This window comes from uncultured Polaribacter sp. (assembly GCF_947495205.1).
GTDB lineage: Bacteria > Bacteroidota > Bacteroidia > Flavobacteriales > Flavobacteriaceae > Polaribacter.
In genome coordinates this window covers 144646-166395 of the sequence record NZ_CANLXV010000008.1, presented here as the reverse complement: position 1 = coordinate 166395, position 21750 = coordinate 144646, and the positions used below count along the sequence as shown (strand labels likewise).

The 21750-nt window shown below is 29.2% G+C and carries 22 protein-coding genes and 1 tRNA gene; 7 read left to right on the top strand and 16 right to left on the bottom strand.

The annotated features are described in order from the left end of the window. Positions 1-196 precede the first annotated feature (196 nt). From Q0762_RS09725 to Q0762_RS09715, 3 genes are all read right to left on the bottom strand, one after another. Positions 197-1405 carry a glycosyltransferase gene (locus Q0762_RS09725; RefSeq protein WP_298766419.1) on the bottom strand — a complete coding sequence of 403 codons (1209 nt, stop codon included), beginning with the start codon at positions 1403-1405 and terminating at the stop codon, positions 197-199. A 103-nt stretch (positions 1406-1508) separates the two neighbouring features. Further along, positions 1509-2768, bottom strand: a complete 1260-nt coding sequence (locus Q0762_RS09720) for a sugar isomerase (protein ID WP_298766417.1) — start codon at positions 2766-2768, stop codon at positions 1509-1511. 22 nt (positions 2769-2790) lie between these two features. Beyond that, positions 2791-3069 carry an STAS domain-containing protein gene (locus Q0762_RS09715; RefSeq protein ID WP_298766416.1) on the bottom strand — a complete coding sequence of 93 codons (279 nt, stop codon included), beginning with the start codon at positions 3067-3069 and terminating at the stop codon, positions 2791-2793. A gap of 187 nt (positions 3070-3256) precedes the next feature. Between Q0762_RS09715 and Q0762_RS09710 the strand changes: the two genes are divergently transcribed. Next, positions 3257-5320, top strand: coding sequence for a tetratricopeptide repeat protein (locus tag Q0762_RS09710; protein WP_298766415.1), 2064 nt, complete (start codon positions 3257-3259; stop codon positions 5318-5320). Between the two features lie 57 nt (positions 5321-5377). Here the strand turns inward: Q0762_RS09710 and Q0762_RS09705 are convergent, their stop codons facing one another. From Q0762_RS09705 to Q0762_RS09665, 9 genes are all read right to left on the bottom strand, one after another. Then, positions 5378-6871 carry a T9SS type A sorting domain-containing protein gene (locus tag Q0762_RS09705; RefSeq protein ID WP_298766413.1) on the bottom strand — a complete coding sequence of 498 codons (1494 nt, stop codon included), beginning with the start codon at positions 6869-6871 and terminating at the stop codon, positions 5378-5380. A gap of 50 nt (positions 6872-6921) precedes the next feature. Then, a complete protein-coding gene (locus Q0762_RS09700; RefSeq protein ID WP_298766411.1) occupies positions 6922-7332 on the bottom strand; it encodes a hypothetical protein in 411 nt (136 codons plus the stop codon). A gap of 107 nt (positions 7333-7439) precedes the next feature. Beyond that, positions 7440-8156, bottom strand: coding sequence for a LytTR family DNA-binding domain-containing protein (locus Q0762_RS09695; RefSeq protein WP_298766409.1), 717 nt, complete (start codon positions 8154-8156; stop codon positions 7440-7442). Between the two features lie 4 nt (positions 8157-8160). Further along, on the bottom strand, positions 8161-8478 hold the full coding sequence (locus Q0762_RS09690) for an Hpt domain-containing protein (RefSeq protein WP_298766407.1): 318 nt from the start codon (positions 8476-8478) through the stop codon (positions 8161-8163). A 2-nt stretch (positions 8479-8480) separates the two neighbouring features. Further along, positions 8481-9632: an ATP-binding protein gene (locus Q0762_RS09685; RefSeq protein WP_298766405.1), complete on the bottom strand. Its 1152-nt coding sequence runs from the start codon at positions 9630-9632 to the stop codon at positions 8481-8483. Next, complete coding sequence (locus Q0762_RS09680; RefSeq protein ID WP_298766404.1) at positions 9629-10729, bottom strand: FIST N-terminal domain-containing protein; 1101 nt, start codon at positions 10727-10729, stop codon at positions 9629-9631. Before Q0762_RS09680 ends, Q0762_RS09685 begins: the two co-directional genes overlap by 4 nt. A 1-nt stretch (position 10730) precedes the next feature. Then, positions 10731-12710: a PAS domain S-box protein gene (locus tag Q0762_RS09675; RefSeq protein ID WP_298766402.1), complete on the bottom strand. Its 1980-nt coding sequence runs from the start codon at positions 12708-12710 to the stop codon at positions 10731-10733. Continuing rightward, entirely contained in the window at positions 12710-13249 is a 540-nt protein-coding gene (locus Q0762_RS09670; RefSeq protein ID WP_298766400.1) for a heme NO-binding domain-containing protein, read from the bottom strand. The genes Q0762_RS09675 and Q0762_RS09670 overlap by 1 nt, the downstream gene beginning before the upstream one ends. Before the next feature lies 1 nt (position 13250). Next, on the bottom strand, positions 13251-13664 hold the full coding sequence (locus Q0762_RS09665) for a response regulator (RefSeq protein ID WP_298766398.1): 414 nt from the start codon (positions 13662-13664) through the stop codon (positions 13251-13253). 261 nt (positions 13665-13925) lie between these two features. On the opposite strand from Q0762_RS09665, the gene Q0762_RS09660 reads away from it, so the two are divergent. Then, positions 13926-14516, top strand: a complete 591-nt coding sequence (locus Q0762_RS09660; RefSeq protein ID WP_298766396.1) for an alkylphosphonate utilization protein — start codon at positions 13926-13928, stop codon at positions 14514-14516. A gap of 138 nt (positions 14517-14654) precedes the next feature. Here the strand turns inward: Q0762_RS09660 and Q0762_RS09655 are convergent, their stop codons facing one another. Together Q0762_RS09655 and Q0762_RS09650 are read right to left on the bottom strand one after the other, a co-directional pair. Further along, positions 14655-15755, bottom strand: coding sequence for a DUF4407 domain-containing protein (locus Q0762_RS09655; protein WP_298766394.1), 1101 nt, complete (start codon positions 15753-15755; stop codon positions 14655-14657). A gap of 283 nt (positions 15756-16038) precedes the next feature. After that, a complete protein-coding gene (locus Q0762_RS09650) occupies positions 16039-16431 on the bottom strand; it encodes a BlaI/MecI/CopY family transcriptional regulator (protein WP_298766392.1) in 393 nt (130 codons plus the stop codon). A 120-nt stretch (positions 16432-16551) separates the two neighbouring features. Here Q0762_RS09650 and Q0762_RS09645 point away from each other — a divergent pair, with 120 nt between their 5' ends. The 3 genes from Q0762_RS09645 to Q0762_RS09635 all read left to right on the top strand — a co-directional run bounded on the left by Q0762_RS09645 (position 16552) and on the right by Q0762_RS09635 (position 18539). Next, positions 16552-17178 (top strand): peptidylprolyl isomerase, encoded by a 627-nt coding sequence (locus Q0762_RS09645; protein WP_298766390.1) that lies wholly within the window; start codon positions 16552-16554, stop codon positions 17176-17178. A 125-nt stretch (positions 17179-17303) separates the two neighbouring features. Further along, positions 17304-17879 carry a hypothetical protein gene (locus Q0762_RS09640; RefSeq protein WP_298766388.1) on the top strand — a complete coding sequence of 192 codons (576 nt, stop codon included), beginning with the start codon at positions 17304-17306 and terminating at the stop codon, positions 17877-17879. After that, positions 17880-18539, top strand: a complete 660-nt coding sequence (locus Q0762_RS09635; protein ID WP_298766386.1) for a DUF2490 domain-containing protein — start codon at positions 17880-17882, stop codon at positions 18537-18539. A gap of 21 nt (positions 18540-18560) precedes the next feature. On the opposite strand, the gene Q0762_RS09630 is transcribed toward Q0762_RS09635, so the two are convergent. After that, positions 18561-19949, bottom strand: coding sequence for a dipeptidase (locus Q0762_RS09630; protein WP_298766385.1), 1389 nt, complete (start codon positions 19947-19949; stop codon positions 18561-18563). 103 nt (positions 19950-20052) lie between these two features. Between Q0762_RS09630 and Q0762_RS09625 the strand changes: the two genes are divergently transcribed. After that, positions 20053-20134 (top strand) — tRNA-Leu (locus tag Q0762_RS09625). Positions 20135-20196: 62 nt separating this feature from the next. Further along, positions 20197-21174: a type I phosphomannose isomerase catalytic subunit gene (locus Q0762_RS09620; protein WP_298766383.1), complete on the top strand. Its 978-nt coding sequence runs from the start codon at positions 20197-20199 to the stop codon at positions 21172-21174. Positions 21175-21275: 101 nt separating this feature from the next. Here Q0762_RS09620 and Q0762_RS09615 read toward each other — a convergent pair whose 3' ends face one another. Continuing rightward, a complete protein-coding gene (locus Q0762_RS09615) occupies positions 21276-21719 on the bottom strand; it encodes a thioesterase family protein (protein WP_298766381.1) in 444 nt (147 codons plus the stop codon). Positions 21720-21750: the final 31 nt, after the last annotated feature.

Genomic DNA, 21750 nt, shown 5'->3' with positions numbered 1-21750 from the left:
TTTTTGAGTGTACGGCTCGTTTTCGGGGTTTATTTTTATCTAAAATACAACTTATTTAGCTGATAAACAAGTTTTTATCTACTTCTGAAAGCGCCTATTAAGAAACATTTCTTTCTTTTCTAAAAACCCAAAAGTCCCATCAAATTAGATAGAACTTTTGTTAACTAAAAAAACAAAAAAATAGTTTTGAAAAACTTTATGCTTGTGCCACTTTAATGGTATTCATACTTTTAGAATCTATTATTTTAGAAAACTCTTCTAAATAAATAGCTGTAATTCTTTCCATAGGAAAAGCAGTTGCAGCTTTGTAGTTGGTTTCTCCCAATTCAATTCTATAAGTTTCATTGGTTACAATGGTTTTAATTGCATTTGCCAAACTGCTTACATTTTCAGGTTCAAAAAACTCACCTCTATAACCTTCATCTTCAATTAAGGTTGCTAAATCTCCTAAATTTGGCATTACTACTGCTTTTCCATAACTACCTGCTTGGTGTAAAACTCCAGAGCTTCCTGTTGTAGAAGTATAAGGAAAAACAACAACAGCGCTTTCATTAAACAGTTTTTCTACTTGGTTTTCTTCTACATAGCCCGTAAAAGTTATTTGTGGTATGTGTTTGTAGGTTTCTTTTACATTTTCTAAATATCCTGGTACATTTGGGTTATCTGTGCCTGCAATTACAATTTCTAAATCTAGTTTGGTTTCTTGTCTAACAAGTTGCACAGCTTCTATCATAGATTCTACTTTTTTGTAGGTACCAAATTTGCCAAAAGTCATAATTTTTAAAGGTCCTTTTGGTAATTCTTGAGAAGGGTTTTCTGGAATTTCAAATGTTCCGTGTGGTATCATTTTTACATTAGCTACTTTGTATTTGTTTTGTAAAGTGTCTACATATTTATTCATAGTAACAGCAACTAAATCTGCTTTTAAAATGATTTTTGTTAAGCTTGTTCCAATAAAATTATATACTTTTTGTGCAATTTTGTTTGTTGTAAATCCTGCACTTTCCAAATCTACTTGTTCTAAAATATTATGCAATAAAACAATGGTTGGTATTCTCTTGATTTTACAAATTAAAGGCAATACTAAACCTAGTGCTGCTGCAATTTTGTTATCGCCAAACTTCATAAACTGTAAGTTGAATAATACAGCATTGGGTTGGGTTTTGTTAATTGCTTTGGTAACTGTAATAATGTTTTTAAAACTATTAAATTTCCAACATTCTTTTACTGTAATTTTGCATCCATTTTCTGTAAAATTAATGTCTTTACCTTCTGGTGTTTGGTCTGTTAGTAAAACCAATTCAGTTACTTTTTTGTTTTGTCTAAAACTTTTTACAAGGTGGTATGCGTATTCATTTAAAGTTACTTTACTTGGCGGATATGCGGTTACAATTGCTAATTTCATTTTATTTATTTTTTAGTTACACTGCAAATTTCGTTCTAAATAAAGGGTTAAAATGAGCAATGTGGTTCAAATGCATTTATCTATAGATTAACAGAAAATAGGTTTAGATAAATTTGTTTTTTACTTCTTTTAGATTCGATAAAAAGAAGAAAAGTAATTGTACAAATAATAATACAAACATGGCAATAATTTGTACATGAACTACTTGTGTTAAGGAGTTGTGAAAAAGCACAACCAATACAATTTGTAACATGCCAAATATTCCGGAAAAAATTACGGGTATATATTTGTCTAAAGACAGGTAGTAATAGGCAAAAATATTAGAGATTGCAAAAATGCCAGTTGCCAATGCATATTTCCATAGTAAAGATGCAATTTCTAAATAACCATCACCAAAAAGAATTTGAATAATTTGATTAGGAAAAAGAGCACATCCTACAACAATAGTAATTGCAATAGCACCAATGTAACCCACATATTTTAATAAAATGGGTAAGGTAGCTTTTCCATCTTTTTTAAGTTGTACAACTTCTGGTAGCAGCAGCATTACAAACATCCAAGCAACAAAATACACCACTCTGCCAATTAGTGCTAAGGATGCGTATAAGCCTGCATCATAAGCATTAAAGTAATGTTTTACTAAAAGGATATCGCTATTGTTTATAATGATTTGGGTAAGTTCGTAAAAGGCAGTGATTATAAAAAAATTACGTACCAATTTAGCGTGTACATTTTCTAGTTTTATAAATTTAGAGAAAGAGATTTTAGGTTTTTTAAAAGGAATTAACCCGAATAAAAAAGAGCCTAAAATTCCTATTGCAATTAATATTGAAGATTCTATTTGAAAAAAATAAAGCAAACTAAAAGTAATTAAAAGTCTGCTAATCATTTCTAATTGATAGGTAATAGATAAAGAAATTAATTCTTTTTTACCTTGAAAAAGACCTCTATTAACACTCACGATAAAGTAAAAAGGAACCCCAATACCAAATACAACAAATAGATATGAAGAACTGGTTTTAAAGAAAATTTGCAATTCAATAGAAAATAAAATTACTAATGCACCTAATAGTATGCCAACAATAGCTGCTGTTTTATAGGTATTTGCTATAAAAGTTTTAAATATTGCTTTTTCAAATAATACAGAAAATTTTGCAGTAACCAATTGAAAGGTCATCGCTACAAAAGATAAAACTAACAAGAGAGTAATAAGAATTGCAGCGTCCGCAAACTTTTCTGGTCCTAAAAATCTACCTAAAACTAAATTATATAAATAGTTGCCTCCGTTTACAAGTAAACTACTAATCATAAATACTTTTTCTGGAGCTATTTTTTTTGTGAAGGACAAAGTAAGTGCAGACATCTTTTTTATATTTTTAAATGAATTATGCTACGTTAACAGTATTAAAATGATCGTAAATTTCTTTGCAGCCATAACCTGTAATAGAAAAGTGTTTTTGAGAATTATTTGCAATTTTCATAAAATGGTGTAGCATAGCCAAACCGCTTTTGTTAATTTCTGCTACTTGCTCTATATTTATAATTATTTTTTCTGTTTGCGCTAAATTGTGTTTAAAATAGGTTTTAAAAAACGCTATTGTAGCATTGTTAATTCTTCCGTTTAAATGAAAAACTCCATTTTTTTCTGTAATTTGTAAAGACATAATTATTGGTTTTAGTGGTTATTTATACTACAAATATCCAATCATAACTTTAAAAAAAGAGGTAACTATCGTTCAAAAACAATTTACTTTAGACCAATGTTTGGTATCTTTTGATAAGGTTAAAACATTGGTGTTTTTTATAAAGATTAAAAGCTATTGCTTAACTTGCAAGTGTTTAAAAAATGTTATGAAATTAAAAATTAAGCTATTATTTATCTTCAGTTGTATTGGTTTTTTTGCGTTTTCCCAAGATATGCAAGAAGGTTTTACTTATTTAGAAACCGGTAAATACAAACAAGCAGAAACTTTTTTTAGTACGGTGCTAAAAAAATATCCTGCTAATAAAACAGCAAGACTTTGTTATGGTAGAGCAGTTGGTTTGCATGGAAATGCAACAAAAGCAGTGTCTTTATTTACCAATCTATTGCAAGACTATCCAAAAGATTTTGAGGTTAAATTAAATTATGCAGAAGCACTTTTGTGGAGCAAACAGTATACAAAGGCTAAAACTTATTATGCTGCACTTTTACAAGAAAACGATAAAAGTTTTCCTGCGTTATTAGGGTATGCAAATACACTTTCTAATTTAAAAGAATACCAAAATGCATTGGTTTTTGTAGATAAAGCGCTTGCTGTGTTACCAGGTAATGCAAATGCATTGGTTTCTAAAAAGTATATGAGATTAGGTTTGGCCAATTTAAAAATACAAACTAGAGCATATGAATCTTCAGAAGAATTGTTAAAAGAGAACTTACAAACTTTTGAAAACGATAAAGAAACCTTACAAAATTTGGCCAATTTGTATTTAATTTCTGAACAATTTGATAAAGCGAAAATGGTTTTTGAACAACTTGGAGAAAACCCAGTGCATAAATTACTTTCTTTAAATGGTATTGCTTTGGTTTATCACCTAAAAGGTGATGAAAAAACGGCTATATTAACAAGTAAAAAAGCGCTAAATACTATTACTACAAATACTCTAAAAAGTTTGCAAAACCAAACAAAAGAACGTTACATACAAGCTTTAATTTGGAACAAAAAATTTAGCTTAGCACAAACGGAAATTGAAACGCTTTTAAAAGAAAATGCTAATCCAGAAAGTTGGATGCTTTCTCTCAGAGCAACTCTTAACATTTACAAAAGCGATTTTAAAAAGAGTTTAGAAGATTACAACCTAATTTTACAAAAAGACAGCGCTTCTTTTGATGGTAATTTAGGAAAAGCAAATGCTTTAAAAGCAGCTGGTTTTATAAATAAAGCTTACCAAAGTGCTGGGAACACGTTAAAGTTTTACAAGAATCAAAAAGATGCTACAAATTTTATTAAGCAATTAGATCTTAGTTTTACCCCATTTGTAGAGGTTAAAGCTGCTTATTCTTTTGATAATGGAGATAATGTTGCCTACGCTTATACAGCTAATTCTGAATTGGCCTTGTCAACTAAGTTTAAATTATTAGCAAATTATAATTACAGAATAACATCTAATAGTACAACAGATTTAGAGGCTACTGCTAATAATTTATTATTCGGCGCATCTTATCAACTTAAAAACAACATTACCTTAAGAGGAAGTCTTGGAGTTACCAATTCTAATTCTAAAATCAATAATTTTAATCAGTTTATTACAGATATTGCTTTGCAAATAAAGCCATTTAAATTACAAAATTTAGAGTTGGGCTATAAAAGAGATATTCAAAATTTTAATGCAGAGTTGTTGAATAGAGAAATTATACAGAATAATTTAATTGTAAATTATAGTTTAAATACCAATTTTAATTTGGGTTGGTTTACGCAATATTATTATACTTTTCAGAGTGATGATAATGCGCGTAATTTGTTGTTTACCTCTTTGTATTATAACATTTTACCAAAACCATCTTTAAAAGCAGGTATCAATTATCAATATATATCTTTTAAAAATCAAGTACCAACAATTTACTTTAGTCCTAATAGATTTAATGCTGTAGAAGTTTTTATAAATATTATAAAAGATGAAGCAATTGCAAAACCTAAAGAATGGTTTTATGGCTTAACAGTTGCCACAGGATATCAATTTATAGAAGAAGATAAAAGACAAGCAGCCTATAGAGTACAAGGCCAGTTTGGGTATAAGTTTTCTAACAGCGCTTTACTAAATGTTTATGGTACAAGAAGTAATATTGCGTCTGCAACTGCAGCCGGTTTTACATTTAATGAAATAGGTTTGCGTTTTAAATGGCTCTATTTAACAAAACCTATTTTTAAAAAATAGGGCAAAAGAGAAGTCTTTTGCCCATTTACATAATCAGTTATTAAATTTTGGGAGGTTTTATTGAACTATAAAAGTTCCAGAATGTATTTTGTTAAGATCATCCTTTACTTGGTATTTATAAATACCTGTTTTTAAATGAGGTGCTTTGTATATTACTTTTTCTCTAGAATTATCTGTTTTTATATTTTGTAGATCCACAACTCTTCCCATTAAATCAAATACTTTTATTTGTATAGATTTAGTTTTAGATACCAGTTTTATAGTAGTATTATGTGCAAATGAATTTGGATAGTTTACCAATTTTTTAGTTGAAATTTCAGTAAAATTATTCAAAGATAACCTGCTATTAGATGTAAATGCTACATCATTTATCTGCATAGAAAAAGGAGCGGAATTGGTGTAATCTCCAATAATAGAAAAAACTAATGTTTTAATATTTGTAATTGTTGCAGAGTTGCCACTGGCATCTTTAAAATCATTAAAATTAATAAATAATTCCCTGCTATTTTTATTGGCCGTAATTGTATAACGTAGCCTGTTTTCCCAAGTTCTATTATCATCTTGCATAATTACCAATTCTATTGGTTTTGTATTTGTTGCCGTAAATTTTAGGACATTAAAATTAGGCGTTTCTAAAGTTTGGTCTCCAGGTAAAAGATGTCTAAAAAGATTAATATTCCCTTTTACTTCACCAGAAACAATAACATTTCTATCTACATCATAAGCAAAATCTGTGTATTCTTTTTCTGCCGTGTACACTTCAAAATTTGAAACGGTTGCATATTCTTTAAGATAATCTAAACCCCAAGGTCCGTCTGCTAAGTACAATACATCTTTTTGGGTTGATGTTTGGGTTTCTAATGAAAAACCAATGTCAAATAACACCCCAGTTTCTATAGATAAAACTTCGTTATATGCACCAGTTAAGGCATAACTGTTTTTTACTTCTATGTGTTTAGAAACTTCTGTGGTAGCAATATTTCCAACAAAGTTTATTGAAGTTTCTTTGGTTTTGTTCACTAAATTTAAGTGGATGATTCCATTGGCATATTTTCCAGATTTTACAAAAACGTTTGGTAAAACATTTTGAACCAATTTACTAGATAAGCCATTTAAATTTGTATGTTGGTCTATGATATAATTTGCAATGGCAAATACTTGAGAAAATGAACTACCCCAAATTTGATAATTTTGATAATTGCCAGTTGGATATTGTGCAATATTCCAAAAGCTAAATAGTTTATCTTCAGCATCCATTTTTACGGAGAAACTTAGTGTATATTCAATTTCACCAGATGCTCTTTTAATTTTAGAACTTATTATTTGGTGGCCTCTTGTTTGCACTGTTCTAACATTTTCTAAACTAGAATTATTTAATCTATCACAGATTACTTTAGAATGGTCGTAAATAGTGCCTTCTGTTTTTGTAGCCAAAACAGCTACAACTCTTTTGTCTTGTTGATAATAATCAACAGAAAAAATTTCTTTAGCATTGGTAATGCCTAATAAATCTTTAGGACTAGAAACTTTAGCTATTTCTGTTTTATACATGCCTGTTTCTGGCAAAAAGTCTATTAAATTAGAAGTTTTAGCTGTAGTTTTTAAGCTTCTCTTGCGAAATGTGTTTTGATACTCTTTTTTAAATTTTTGACTGTTTTTTTTTCTCTTTTAAAATTTCTTTTGGCTATTAAGTTGGCCAAATCTCCATTGCTTTCTAAACCACCATCATAGGCAGAGGTTATATTGTTAGCCTCTGTTACATCTGCATCTTTTATAATTTTTATATCAGTATCATCACCCGCTTTAATGTATTGTGGGTTGTAATCTGGCACAGGATAAGATTCTGGCAAAGAATTGCTAATCATTTCTCTAGTTTCTAAAGAAATGTTTTCTCCGGGAGTTTCAAGATACTTTGGTGTGCCGTCTGTGTTAAAATCTCCTAAGTACGTATAGTTTTGTGCCTGTAAAGAGGTTATGGCTGTGGTAAGTAAAATAAGTAGTGTTTTTTTCATGATATTTTTTATATCACAAAAATAGCAGTTACTTTAGGGGTAATAATTCAGGTTCGTTATTTACAATTTAACTATAGACCAAATGTCTTATAAGTGTAGATGAAGTATTACAACAGATCTAATCTTTTCATTAATTCTGGTCTTTTAGACCTACTTACAGGAATAACGTCTCTTTTAATTAAAACGCTATTGTCTTCAATATCAATAATTTTTTTAATGTTTATGATGTATGAACGGTGCACTTTTAAAAATAAAGAAGCGGGTAATTTTTCTTCAATTTTTTTTAAGGTAGAATGTACTGTATATTCTTTTTCTTCCGTTTTTATTTTGATATAATCTCCTTTGGCTTCAACCAAATAAATGCTAGGCAAATCTATTTTAATTAGTCTTCTATCTATATTTACATAAAAGTCATTTTCTATGTCTTTAGTTGTCGTTTTTTCTGACGGAAGACTCGTAACATTTTTAGAGACTGTCATTTTCTCTGCTTTTGCTATTGCTTTTTCAAAGCGCGATGAGGTAATTGGTTTTAGAAGATAATCTACAATAAAATCGTATTCAAAAGCTTTTATTGCAAATTTAGGGTCTGATGTAGTTAAAATAATTTTAGGAGGGTTTTTTAAGCTTCTAATAAAATCTAAACCATTAAAATCTGGCATATGAATGTCTAAAAATATAAGGTCTACCTTAGTATTATTTAAAAATTTCATTGCTTGTATAGCACTAGAAAATTCTTCTATAAGTTGTAACGATTTTACTTCATTACAGAGTGTTTTTAAAATGGTTCTCGCCATTTTTTCATCATCAATAATAATACAATTCATGAATTTATATAGTTTCTATATAATTTGTAATTGCTATTAAAATTTTCTCAAAATCTTGTTGTCCTTTTAAACTGTTTTCGCGAAGATTGTGTTCAAATTCATTAGCTTTTTTATAACTTTTTTCAAGTCCTAAAATACTAATTTTATGTTTAAGTCTATGAACATTTTCTTCAATTTTTTTAAAATCCTTAACAGCCAAACTATGGTAATAGTCCTTTTGCTCTTCTGGAAATTCTGTTTTTATAACGCTAATTAATTCCTTTTCAATAGCTTTATCTCCTCTAGCTAATTGATTTATATAGGTTAAATTTGGTTTTTCCATACTTATTTTTTTAGTTTAAAATGAAAAGTAGTACCTTTAGCAACTATAGATTCTACCCAAATTTCTCCACTATAAATTTCTATAATTTTTTTCACAATAGATAAGCCTATTCCTGTGGCTTTGTAATTGTCTTCTAGTTTTTGAAATGCCACAAAAATCTTATCAAAAAAGCGTTCTTCAATTCCATTACCATTATCTTTTACATAAAATTGCCAAAAGGTATCATTTTCTGTAAATCCAATTGCTATTTTAATTGTTTCTTTGGTGTTAAATTGAATTGCATTTTGTAGTAAATGAAAAAATAATAGCTTAAGTCTAGATTGGTTTCCTCTTAAATTAGGCAAATTTTTAGGTACACTAAGATTTATTTTTTTAGGTGTATCTATTTTTTCAATAATATCTTCAATTAACACATTTAGGTTTACGTTTTGGTTCTTTTCCTCTGTTTTGTCTATTGTAGAATACGCCAAAATACCTTTAACCAAAGTGTCTATTTTCTCAACATTTTCTTTTATTAATTTTAAATTTTCTTTACCATCTGTGTTTAAAACTTCTTTATGATCTTCTAAAACCCATGTGGTTAAGGCTTCTATACTTTGTATTGGCGATTTTAAATCATGAGAAATTAATTGTGCATAATCATTTAATTCTTGATTTTGTCTTTGAAGGTCTTTGAGTAATTTTTCTTGTTTTTCAAAAGTTCTACAGGCTTCTAAATTTACCGAAAATTTATCGATAATTGGTTTAAGCTTAGATAAATCTTTGGCAGATAAATTATTCTTATTGGTATATAATACTAAAAACGAATTGTTTTGGAGATTAAAAATGGCAACGCTACCTTTCTTCATAGGTATTGTTATTATTTCAGAAAATACAGCAGTGTTATTTAATAACACACTACTTTTAATTTCGTTTAATCTATGCTTAATTTTAGCGGTTAAAGGTATATTTATGTCTTTGCCTAGTGGTATGGAATATGTTGATTTTATAAACGCATTGTTATGCTCTAAAACATAAGCAGCATTTAAATTTTTACGTTTAAGAAGTAGTTTTAAGAACGAATCGCAAGATTTCTTGTAGTCTAAAGTTCTACCAATATTCATCCCAAACTCATAGAGTTGTAAAATATCCTGAATATGATTTTCTATTTTCATGATTCAAATAAGCTAACTACGGTGGTTTTATTATACAGTTCTAAAAAACCTTCGCCATAAGATGAAATTTCTCCTAAAGTTAATGCACCACTAATATGTATATTTGGATACGCGTTTTTTAATGTTTTTGTAATTTCTTTTAATTCCGTTTCAAACTCTTCTTCTAAAAACAAAACTCTAGAAATACAATCTATAAGTATTGCTTTATTTGGGTTTACAGCTTGTTTTATACTTTCTAAAGCAGCATTTTTAGCAGCATCTATTAGTGTTTTTGTATTTCCATTTAAAATATCTACTAGAGAGTTTTCTTCAATTTCGCCAACACAAACCAATTCTCCATTATCATTTACAGCTATGGGATCTCTTACAATACACTCAGCATCATCTTTTAAAATACCAAAAGGATAGCCTTTAGCTAAATCAAAAAAATTATGATCTGTAAATTGTTTTTTAGCGTGTTTTTCTACAACGTTTTTGTAAATTTCAAAAGGAGTTTCCCAATTTATTTCTTGTATAATGTTACCTTCAGATTTGGTAATTATAAATGGGCCATCAACTTTTTTCCAGCCATGTTTTACACCAATTCTAGAAGTTACTTTACTAATACTTAATACAGCCGCGTCTTCAAAAAAACCATCTTTATTAAATACACATGGTTTTTGTTGTAACGTTAAACTACCAGCTCCTCCGCCAAAATAATTGGTTTTCATACCATAATTTTCATACAGTTTTTCTAGATAATGAGATATGTTAGCAGTAAGACCATCTACATAAGTAATTAAACTATAATTTTCTGATTCATTAAAAACAACAGGCGGAATTTTATGGTTTTTTTTACTTATGTTTTCTATGAGAAATAAGTTTTCTAAATTATTTAGCGTATTCAAAACAATACCTTTTTCTAAGATAGTGTTGTTATGCACTACTTTAGGAAAAACGGCTCCCATAAAGGTAATATTTGCTTTGTTTAAAGCAAGTATTAAATCGTTAATTTCTATTGCAGTATTTTCTGCTATAGCTATAGAAACGGCATTGTTTTTTGCATGATTTTTTATATCCATTACTATTGTAGCAATGTTTGTGATGTCTATTTTCATATTATTTTTTTAGGGTAAAGTAAAATGTAGTGCCTTGGTTAACTTCACTTTCTAACCAAATATCTCCTTCATATAAGTTTATTATTTTTTTTACAATAGACAAACCTATTCCTGTGGAATCTGCTCTTTTGTTTAAAGAGTGAAATACTTGAAAAATTTTATCATGGTATTTCTTTTCAATTCCCATACCATTGTCTTTTACAGAAAATTGATAATAGGTTGGGTGCTCTATACAATCTATGGTAATAATACCCTGTGCTTTGTCGCAAAATTTAATGGAATTACTAATAAAGTTTTGAAAAAGCTGTTGAAACTTTGTGCTATCTCCTTGAATTATAGGGAGCTTGTTAGTTATGTTTAAAGTTATATGTTTTGGAATGTATAAAACTTCTTTAAGATTTTTTAAGAGTGCTTGTAAATCTACATTCTCAGATTTGTCAGATTTTGACCCAGCACTAGAATATTCCAAAACATTAGAAATTAAATTTTCCATGGTTTCTAGCGTAGTTTCAATTAAATTAAAGTTTTGCAAAGTTACGTCATCTAATTTGCCCTGATTATCTGCTTTTACCCAAGAAACTAAAGCATCTATACTTCTTAATGGGCTTTTTAAATCGTGCGATACAATGTGCGCATATTCTTGTAAATCTTTATTACTACTCTCTAATTCTTTTAAAATTTTGGCTTTTTGGGCTTCTAATTCTTTTAGATGTGTAATGTCTAAATGCACACCTATAGAGCCAATTAATTCTCCATTATCATTATAATTAGGAGCGCCACTTATAAGCCAATTTCTTTTTTTACCAAGTTTATTTATAATGGTTATTTCGTAAGATGTAGAGACGCCTTTTGCTCTTTTATTGTTTTCGGTTTGTATTGTTTTTTTATCTTTATCGGCAAGAAATAATTCACTACCAACTTTACCTAGCAACTCTTTTTCTGTGTAGCCAGACATTTTACAAAAGCTGTTGTTTGCCATGGTAATTTGGTCTTGTTTATTTACTTCTAAAAGCCCAAGATTCATATTGGTTATAATGTTGCTATACTTTTCTTTTTGAGCTTTTATAATTTTATGATATTGGCTTTGTAAGGTAACATCTTTGTAGGTCCATAAATGTCCTTTGTATTCGTTTTCTATAGTAATTGGTATAAAATCTCTTTCTAAGATTGTACCGTTTTCCATTAAAAGCTCTTCACCTAAAACTTGTTTTTTATTTGCTAAGATTACCTTTATGCGTTTAACAAATGTATCTGGGTTTTTAAATAAACTTTTACTTTGTTCTGCAGCATTTGTACAATCTTCTCCTTTTAACAAATCTGGTGCAACCGGAATTTTAAAGAGTTCACAAAATTTATTATTGGTAAGTACAATTTTTCTATTTTCATCTTCTAATAAAACAGCACTTTTTAAGTTTAGCAGCAAAGAGGATAGTCTGTTTTCAGATTCTTTAATTAAATTTTGAGATTTAATATCTTCTGTAATGTCTCTAATAATACCTTGCGCTGCAATTGGTTTATTTTCTTTATTAAAAACAAGCGTACCATTTACTTGCACCCATTTAACTTCTTTATTTTTTGTAAAAATTCTAATTGTAAAATTATTAAAAAAACCTTTTTCTTTAAGTTCTTCAAAGGCGCTTAAGGCATATGCTACATCATCTTTATAGATTATTTTACTTAAATTGAAATTGCCATCTTCTATGTTGTAACCAAAAACTTTTTGTGCAACATCATTCATTTCTATAACATTAGCAGATAAATCAATTATTAAATAAGCATCATTAATGTTTTCAAAAACTCTTTTTAACTTAGAAGACTTTTCATCTAAAATATCATTTAATTTGGTGTTGGTTTTTTTTAATTTTTCAGATATAGAAAATAATTCTTTAGATTTATCTTCTAAAATTTTTTCAGCAGCTTTTCTGGCAGCTTTTTCTCTTTTTAAGGCTCTTTCTAATATTTCAATTTTTTTTTCACTCATTAATTCTTGTTAATCAAAAATTTAACTTCAGTGCCATCTTCTTTAATTTTTTCTAAAACTATTGAGGCAGTTGCATTAAAATGCTCAAAGGTTTTGTTCATTAAACCTAAACCAAAATGATGCATTGCTCTGCTAGATTTGTAAATTAAAGTTAAACTATTGGTTGTTTTTTCTTCTACAATAAAAGTAGGTAATTCTGCATCTGGATAAATTTTTCTAACCTCTACATGTATGTGATCTTCTATAGAAGAAATCATTTCTATAGGATCTTTATAGTTAGCCAAAAGACCAGGATAACTATTTTCTATAACACTAAAAAAATGCTCTGCATAAACTAGCAGTAAATTGTCTATAGAAATGGCTGTTTTTTTGCTTAAGTTTTGCAATAATTGCAACATTTCAGAAAAACTATACGTACCAATAGAAGTATAAACACCTTCAGATGGTAAATTAGAATTTTCAATAATTTCATCTACTGTTTCTAAGCCAAATTTATCTTCAACTAAATCTAAAAACTCTGTAAAAATAATTCCTTTCATATTAATATTTTATCAATTCGTTTATACTCCAATATGCCAAAACCGCTTCAATTTTTTTTACGTAATCGTCATATTTTAAAGGCTTTAAAATATAACCAGAAACGCCAATTTTAAAACACTCTTCTAAATCTTTTTGATGGTCTGATGTGGTTAAAATTACAGTAGGAATATGTTTTATAGCATCGCTATTTTTTAAAATTGTTAGAAATTCTATACCACTAACCTTTGGCATGTTTAAATCTAATAAAATTAAATCAGGTAAATTGGTTTTTTCCTCTAAAATGTTTAGAGCAATTTCACCATTTTTGGCTTCCACCAAATTGTGAGGCAAATCTAAAAACGAAAGGGTTCTTTTCATTTTCATGATTTCTATTAAATTATCTTCAATTAATAATATATTTAGGCTATTTTTCAAAATGTTTCGTATAAATTATAATTATAAAATTACACTAAATCCAATAGTTTATGCCACTAGTGTTGTTTAAAGTTTGTTTATCTATAGACCAAATGCAATAAAGTGTAGACAAACGTTTAAAAAACCATAAAACTATAATTCAAAAAAAACACGATTTTCTAGAAAAGTAAAATATAAAATTTAGACGAATTTACACAACAGCAAAGGCTATTAAAGGTAAAATTAAAAATGTACTTTTGCCACAATCAACCAAAAATAATTATGAGTTTACAGCAAGATTTAGAAAACAGAAGTAGCAATGCGTGCGAGTTATGCACAGCCACAAATAATTTAGTAATTTACGAAGTAAAACCAACCTCTACAGGTGGTGTAGATGGTAGTTTGTTGGCTTGCGAAACTTGTGTAGACCAAATTGAAAACCCAGAAAACACAGAACCAAATCATTGGCGTTGTTTAAATGACGCAATGTGGAGCGAATTTAGAGCTGTAAAAGTAGTTTCTTGGAGAATGTTAAATCGTTTAAGAAATGAAGGTTGGCCAAAAGATTTGTTAGACATGCTATATCTAGAAGATGACGATTTACGCTTTGCAAAAGAAACGGGAGATCATTTAGACGAAAGCGAAAAAATAATTCACAGAGACGCAAATGGCGCAATTTTACAAGCTGGAGATACTGTAGTTTTAATTAAAGACTTAAAGGTAAAAGGCTCTAGTATGGTTGCCAAACAAGGCACTGCAGTTCGTAGAATTTCTTTAGACCACGAAAATGCCAAGTATATAGAAGGTAAAGTTGGCCCCACACAAATTGTAATCATTACAGATTATGTTAAAAAAATGGCAGATAAAGAATAAATTGTTTTGAGCAGTAAAGTTTAAAAGTTGGGCGTTCCCTTTCAGGTCGCGCTTTTCGCACTCGCTTCACGCCCAAAAGCGTGAGAGCTCAAACAAATGCTACAATCGCTAACGCACTTGTTTGCCAGCAAATTGCTTTTACAGCATACTTTGTTGTTTTTTATAAAAAGAATCGGCTTGAGATTTCATTAAATCGCGAGCCAATTTTTGTTTATAATCATACAACTCTTTTTCTTTTGTCATCTCCTCATAAACCTTTTTACTAATTTCAATATCTGTTTTTAGCATTTTTTCGCTTTGTTGCACTTGTTGTTTTACCCAAGTTTTTACAGCACTTTCATTTGCTTCTAATTTATAATCATATTCGCTTTTTTGTGCAATTAGTTTTGCAAAAATGGGCGAAGTTTCTATAGCCAAAAACAATAAAAAAATAAAGAAAGAAGGCAACCAAGGCAATTTGTTTAACGCATTTATTCTTGCCATTAAACCATCAAAATTTGCAATAATAGGTTGTGTTTTTGTTTCTGTTAGTTTTTGATTTTCTAACAAACTCGCAATTGCCAATTCTTTAGTTTTAATTTTTTCAACGTTGTCTTTTTTTAGTTTGTTTAATTCCGCCAAAGCAACATCGTGTTTTGCTCTTTTTTCTTTATAAACTGGTCCTTTTCCTAATAATTTGGTTCCTTTTCTACCTTCTGCTTCTGCAATAAAGGTTTCATACAAAGCATTTGTAGTAGTTTCTTTTGTGTTAATTTCTTGCTTTAAAACCTCAATTTCAGCATTAATTTTTGCAATTTCTGGTGTAAATTGTTGTGCAATTTGGGTTTTGTTATCCAAAGTCATCTGATTTTTCTCAGTTAACAAAACCTGATTAATTTCTTTCTCGAACAACTTTAATTCTAACGGTTTAGAAATTACAATGGCAATAATTACAGCCAATACAATTCTTGGAGAAGCTTGTAAAAACTCTTTCCATTTAACATCTTGTTTTTTTAAGGTAGCAACTATAAATCTGTCTAAATTAAAAATGAGCAATCCCCAAATAGTTCCGAAAAAAATGGCAGCATATAAATTATCAAAAACCGTAAATAAAGCATAACTGCCAGCAATAGTTGCCATAACTGCTGTAAAAAATACAGTGGCACCAATACCAACATATTTGTTTTGCTCGCCATTAGAGCAGTTTTCTAAAATGTTTTTATCTACACCAGCACAAGTAATAAAGAATTTTTTAAGCATGATTGTTGTTTTATGCTGTCAGTTTTAAAGTCGATATTTAAAAAGACTTCTCGATACAATTTCTCCCAAAAGAGAAATCACCCAAAGTGACATTGTGAATACTTAAAACGTATTAAAAGAAAAATTGTTACATAAAAAAACCTCGAATTTTCGAGGTTTTTTAGTTTTCAAAATACAATTACAGCTTTTAGGTTACATAAAAATTAATTTCGTTTTTATTTACATCACTGGTAGAAATTAATTCAATATTATTTTTATCGAGTTTTTCTTTGGTTAATTTTTTTTAACTCCTTAGACTTAATTTTGTTTCTTTTTGCTTTTTAATTTGTGTATCAATCACTTTTTTCAAAGCTTCTAATTCTTCAGTAGAAAGGTTGGTTTCTTTGGTAAAAAAAGAAGCAAATTGGCTTGCAGAATCATTAAAAAAGTTTTTAATCAAACCATTTACATGTTTAGAAAAATAATCTGTCTTTTTAATAATCGGGTAATATTCTCTAGATTTTCCAAACAATTTGTAAGTAATAAAACCTTTATCTGTAATTCTTTTAAGCAAAGTAGCCACAGTAGTTGTAGCCGGTTTTGGTTCTGGAAAATCTTCTAATAAATCTTTTAAAAACGCTTTTTTACGTTTCCATAAATACTGCATTAGTTGCTCTTCTGTTTTAGATAATTGCATGGGTTTTTATTTTTACTCTACAAACATAGAAAAAAAAATGAATTCTACAAACGTAGAGTTAAATTCTAAAGCTACTTTTAGGTATCTTTGTGTAAAATCGATCGTAAAATCAACATAAAAATGAAAAGAAAACTATTTTTTTTAGCAACTATAGTATTGCTAACCTCTTGTGCAAGTAAAAAATTTAATTCAAAATGGTTAGAAAAGCAAGCGCCAGAAACTTTTAAGGCTCGTTTTGAAACCACACAAGGTAATTTTGATGTAGAAGCCGTTAGAGAATGGTCGCCCAAAGGCGTAGATCGTTTTTACCAACTCATTAAATATGGCTATTACCAAGATGTAGCAATTTACAGAGTTGTACCCAATTTTGTGGCGCAATTTGGCATTCATAACGATTCTTTAATTAATAAAAGTTGGCAAAAAGGTATAGAAGATGAGCCCGTAATTCAAAAAAACGATGCCATGACTTTGGCATTTGCAAGAGGAGGCGTAAAAACAAGATCCAATCAAATTTTCATCAATTTAAAAGACAATTATCGTTTAGACAAGTTGGCGTATTCTGGTGTAACTGGTTTTCCTGTAATTGCAAAAGTAACTACTGGTAAAGAAAATGTGTTAAAATTTTACAGCGGTTATGGCGATAATTTGGGCAGAAAACAAGGTCAAATTAACAAAGGCGGAAATACATTTTTAAAGGAAAATTACCCAAAAGTAGATTATATTATAAAAGCATATTTAATTAAGTAATTTTTTTTGGGCGTTCAAGCGGGCTTTCACTACTCGCTTTTTTTCAGAAAAAGAAAAAAGAGCTCAAACAAACCGTTCAATCCCTAACGCGGCTTTTAGCATTTTAAAAGCAATATTCAAAATTCATGAAACTAAAATTATTTTTAATACTTCTTTTTTTAGGTTTCCAAACACTTTTTTCACAAGAAAAGTTCGAGAAAGAATATCGAATTAAAGAAAACCATGCACCAAAAAAGGCCACACAAATTATAAAAATGTGGAACTTCCCTAAAAAAATAAAATGGTATGCAGAAGAAAGTAATTTAGGCAAAACGTTTGAGGCAAAAACCTGTTTCAGAAAAAATAAATACAGCATAGAGTTTTCAAAAAACGGAACTATTTTAGACGTAGAAAAAACGGTTAAATTAAAAGAACTTCCTTTAGAAACGCAACAAAAAATTACAAGAGCATTAAAAAATCGTTTTAGAAAATACCGTCTCAAAAAAATTCAAATACAATATTTAGGTTCAGAAAGTGCTATTTATAAAGAAATATTTCAACTAAAACCACAAAAACAAAAACCAATTAGAAACTATGAAATTGTGGTAAAAGGCAAAACAGATAAAACATACCAAAGTTTCGAAATTTTACTAAATACAAAAGGAGCAATAGAAAAAGAGCTGAAAATAAAATCGGGTTTATCTTTAAATTTAGAGTTTTAAATGAAAAAACAGCTGTTCGTATTTTTCGTTTTTATGGTTGCCTTAAATGTGTTTTCTCAAGCAGATACAGATCTTGGTTTTTTGCCAAAAGTAGTACTGTCTAAAAAAATAAATGAGGTTTCTAAATGGGTAAATAGTATAGAGCAAAGAACCATTTTTTATGATGAAGAAATACAGTTTTCTCACAATTTATTAGACATTTCTTCTATTTATTCTTTAAAAATCAGTCAAAATAAATCTTTAAACTTTGGATATATTTTACGTTTTCGAGAATCAGAAACTATCCACAGAACTTTTCAGCATTATAATTTTTTAGAAACCTATAATGCTTTAAAAGTAGGGCATAGATTTGTATTGGAGCAATTTTATCAAAAAGAAAAACAAACCAAATTTAGAACACGTTACAGAGTAAGTTTAGAAAAACCCTTAAATGGCGAAAAAATAGATGTTAAAGAATTTTATTTAAAATTAGGCAACGAATATTTATATGCCTTTGCTGAAAAAGATTTAGAAATTAGACTAACGCCTTATTTGGGCTATCAAGTTTCAGCAAAAGACAAAGTAGAATTTGGAATAGACTATAGAGTGGGTAATTTTTTAAACAACGCCACAGAAAATAATTTATGGTTTCGTGCCACTTGGTACATTTCTTTGCAATAGGTAATGGTTTTTTGTTGGTTTTTATTTAGATAATGCTGTAAAATATTTATAAAAATACGGTATGGTTTCAATACCTTTTAAATAATTCCAAATTCCAAAATGTTCATTAGGAGAGTGTATTGCATCAGAATTTAAACCAAAGCCCATTAAAATAGTTTTACTTTTTAATTCTTTTTCAAACAAAGCTACAATAGGAATACTACCACCACTTCTTTGCGGAATTGGCGTTTTCTTAAAAGTAGTTTCATATGCTTTACTTGCTGCTTGGTATGCAATAGTATCTATTGGCGTAACATAACCTTGCCCACCATGATGTGGTTTTACAACCACTTTAACAGCTTTTGGGGCAATACTTTCAAAATGTTTTTTAAATAAATCTGTAATTTCTCTCCAATCTTGTTTTGGTACCAAACGCATAGAAATTTTAGCATAAGCTTTACTGGCAATTACTGTTTTTGCGCCTTCGCCCGTATAACCGCCCCAAATACCGTTTACATCTAAAGTAGGTCTTATAGAATTTCTTTCGTTTGTGGTGTATTCTTTTTCGCCATAAACAGCATTAATGTCTAAAGCTTTTTTGTAATTCTCTAAAGAAAAAGGTGCTTTTGCCATTTCTGCTCGTTCTTCTGCTGATAAATCTTCAACTTTATCATAAAAACCAGGAATGGTAATATGATTATTTTCATCGTGCAAAGAAGCAATCATTTTGGTTAAAATGTTTATAGGATTTGCAACAGCACCACCATATAAACCAGAATGTAAATCTCTATTGGGTCCAGTAATTTCCACTTCTACATAACTTAAACCACGCAAACCTGTTGTAATAGAAGGAATATCGTTGGCAATCATGCCAGTATCTGAAATTAAAATAACATCGTTTGCTAATTTCTCTTTATTTCTAGGTACAAACCAAGACAAACTCTCAGAACCAACTTCTTCTTCACCTTCAATCATAAATTTTACATTACAAGGTAAATTACCAGTAGAAGTCATGTATTCTAATGCTTTTACATGCATGTACATTTGTCCTTTATCATCACAACTTCCACGAGCAAAAATAGCGCCTTCTGGGTGGATTTCTGTCTTTTTAATAACAGGTTCATATGGTGGAGAATCCCATAATTCTAAAGGATCTGCGGGTTGCACATCATAATGCCCATAAACTAAAACTGTTGGTAAATTTTTGTCTATAATTTTTTCACCATAAATAATAGGATACCCTGGTGTTTCACATAATTCAACTTTATCACAACCTGCTTTTTTTAAACTGTCTAAAATAAAATCTGCCGTTTGTAAAACCTCTTTTTTGTATTTAGAATCAGCACTTACAGATGGTATTTTTAGCAAATCTATCAATTCTGCTAAAAAACGTTGTTTGTTTTCTGAAATGTATTGTTTTATGGTCTCCATTTTTAGTTTTTATTTTCTCTATCAAAAATAGAAAAATTATTAGTAACAAGTTTGTAGTTTGTAAGTATTGTTTATATTTGCAACCCGAAATCTTCGGAAAAATGCAGGCGTGGTGGAATTGGTAGACACGCTAGACTTAGGATCTAGTGCCGCGAGGTGTGAGAGTTCGAGTCTCTCCGCCTGTACAAAGTAGAGCTGAAGTTTTAAAACTTCAGCTTTTTTTTACTTCAAAAAATAGCTTGGCTTTATGAAATTACATCCTTTAAAATTTACACCTTTATATAAATATCGTCTTTGGGGCGGAGAAAAATTAAAAACAGTTTTAAATAAAAATTATTCAGAGACTAATATTGGAGAGTCTTGGGAGATTTCTGATGTAAAAAATGATGAAACTGTAGTTGATAACGGTTTTTTTAAAGGGAAAACTTTAGCGAATCTAATAAAGCAATTTAAAGGAGATTTTTTAGGGAATAAAGTTTATGAGCAATTTGGAAATGAATTTCCTTTACTAATTAAATTTATAGACGCAAAAACACCACTTTCTATACAAGTACATCCAAGTAATGAGATTGCTAAAGAACGCCACAATTCTTTTGGGAAAAATGAAATGTGGTACGTAATGGAGGCAGACGAGAACGCAGAACTTATTGTTGGTTTTGATGAAAAATTAAGTAAGGAAGCGTATACTAATTTAGTTACAAATGGTGATATTTTAGAAAAAATGCACCATGAAAATGTTACAGAAGGCGATACGTTTTACATTCCAACGGGAAGAGTACATGCTATTGGTGCTGGCGTTTTGCTAGCAGAAATACAGCAAACTTCTGATATTACTTACAGAATTTACGATTACAATAGGGTAGATGCTAAAACAGGTAAATTAAGAGATTTACATAATGATTTAGCTACAGATGTTATAGATTTTGAGCCAAAAGAAAACTATAAGACAATTTATAAGAAGGATAAAAACGTTTCTAATGAATTGGTACATTCTCCATACTTTATCTCTAATTTTTTAGTTGTTGATGGTACTTTAGAAAAGGATTATACAAACTTAGATTCTTTTGTAATTTATATGTGTGTAAATGGTAATTTAGAGTTGTATTTTAATGATGAAGTTTATCCTCTTAAAAAAGGAGAAACCATTTTATTACCAGCGAGTATTGATAAAGTAAAATTACAATCTCAAGCAAAAGAAGCTAAGCTTTTAGAAGTATACTTATAAAGTTGAGGTTAATAATTCTGCTTTAAATTGGCCAGTTGAATTGTTGTTAATTTCAGAATTTCTACAAACCAAAACTTAAATATTTTAACGAAGAAAGAAAGTTATTGCTTTAAAGGAATCACTTCAAAATCTTCTGATTTTTCAGCAAAATTAAACATTGCTCTAGTTTCTTCTGGTGGTACTCTTAATTTTCTTTTGGTTAAATCTATCCAAGCACCATAAACTTTTATAATTGCAGATAGTTTACCTGCTTCATTAAAAACTTCGTGTACAATTTTCCAGCGTTCATTATTTTTAGACAAGCCTTGTAGTTTTAAATTTACGGTAATTGTTTCGCCAAGGTGAATTTCTTTTCTAAAAGAAGTTGCTTCCGTAAATAGGATAGGGCCTAAGTTGTGCTTTGTAAATTCATCTATAGAAAAATTATATTTTGCAAAATAACGCACTCTAACTTCTGCAGCATAATCGTTATAAGCGGTATGACGCATATGTCTGTTTGGATCAAAATCAGACCATTTTGTATTGAAAGCTACTTTAAAACTCATATTTTATGAATATAAAAAAGTCTGATAGTTT

Excerpts from the sequence above, each read along its gene's own strand:
- Q0762_RS09615 (WP_298766381.1), bottom strand. The coding sequence starts at position 21,719 with ATGAGTTTTAAAGTAGCTTTCAATACAAAATGGTCTGATTTTGATCCA.
- Q0762_RS09725 (WP_298766419.1), bottom strand. The coding sequence starts at position 1,405 with ATGAAATTAGCAATTGTAACCGCATATCCGCCAAGTAAAGTAACTTTA.
- Q0762_RS09640 (WP_298766388.1), top strand. The coding sequence starts at position 17,304 with ATGAAACTAAAATTATTTTTAATACTTCTTTTTTTAGGTTTCCAAACA.
- Q0762_RS09700 (WP_298766411.1), bottom strand. The coding sequence starts at position 7,332 with ATGAAAAAAACACTACTTATTTTACTTACCACAGCCATAACCTCTTTA.
- Q0762_RS09685 (WP_298766405.1), bottom strand. The coding sequence starts at position 9,632 with ATGAAAATAGAAAATCATATTCAGGATATTTTACAACTCTATGAGTTT.
- Q0762_RS09695 (WP_298766409.1), bottom strand. The coding sequence starts at position 8,156 with ATGAATTGTATTATTATTGATGATGAAAAAATGGCGAGAACCATTTTA.
- Q0762_RS09645 (WP_298766390.1), top strand. The coding sequence starts at position 16,552 with ATGAAAAGAAAACTATTTTTTTTAGCAACTATAGTATTGCTAACCTCT.
- Q0762_RS09675 (WP_298766402.1), bottom strand. The coding sequence starts at position 12,710 with ATGAGTGAAAAAAAAATTGAAATATTAGAAAGAGCCTTAAAAAGAGAA.
- Q0762_RS09720 (WP_298766417.1), bottom strand. The coding sequence starts at position 2,768 with ATGTCTGCACTTACTTTGTCCTTCACAAAAAAAATAGCTCCAGAAAAA.
- Q0762_RS09670 (WP_298766400.1), bottom strand. The coding sequence starts at position 13,249 with ATGAAAGGAATTATTTTTACAGAGTTTTTAGATTTAGTTGAAGATAAA.
- Q0762_RS09715 (WP_298766416.1), bottom strand. The coding sequence starts at position 3,069 with ATGTCTTTACAAATTACAGAAAAAAATGGAGTTTTTCATTTAAACGGA.
- Q0762_RS09620 (WP_298766383.1), top strand. The coding sequence starts at position 20,197 with ATGAAATTACATCCTTTAAAATTTACACCTTTATATAAATATCGTCTT.
- Q0762_RS09705 (WP_298766413.1), bottom strand. The coding sequence starts at position 6,871 with ATGTATAAAACAGAAATAGCTAAAGTTTCTAGTCCTAAAGATTTATTA.
- Q0762_RS09650 (WP_298766392.1), bottom strand. The coding sequence starts at position 16,431 with ATGCAATTATCTAAAACAGAAGAGCAACTAATGCAGTATTTATGGAAA.
- Q0762_RS09710 (WP_298766415.1), top strand. The coding sequence starts at position 3,257 with ATGAAATTAAAAATTAAGCTATTATTTATCTTCAGTTGTATTGGTTTT.
- Q0762_RS09635 (WP_298766386.1), top strand. The coding sequence starts at position 17,880 with ATGAAAAAACAGCTGTTCGTATTTTTCGTTTTTATGGTTGCCTTAAAT.
- Q0762_RS09660 (WP_298766396.1), top strand. The coding sequence starts at position 13,926 with ATGAGTTTACAGCAAGATTTAGAAAACAGAAGTAGCAATGCGTGCGAG.
- Q0762_RS09655 (WP_298766394.1), bottom strand. The coding sequence starts at position 15,755 with ATGCTTAAAAAATTCTTTATTACTTGTGCTGGTGTAGATAAAAACATT.
- Q0762_RS09630 (WP_298766385.1), bottom strand. The coding sequence starts at position 19,949 with ATGGAGACCATAAAACAATACATTTCAGAAAACAAACAACGTTTTTTA.
- Q0762_RS09680 (WP_298766404.1), bottom strand. The coding sequence starts at position 10,729 with ATGAAAATAGACATCACAAACATTGCTACAATAGTAATGGATATAAAA.
- Q0762_RS09690 (WP_298766407.1), bottom strand. The coding sequence starts at position 8,478 with ATGGAAAAACCAAATTTAACCTATATAAATCAATTAGCTAGAGGAGAT.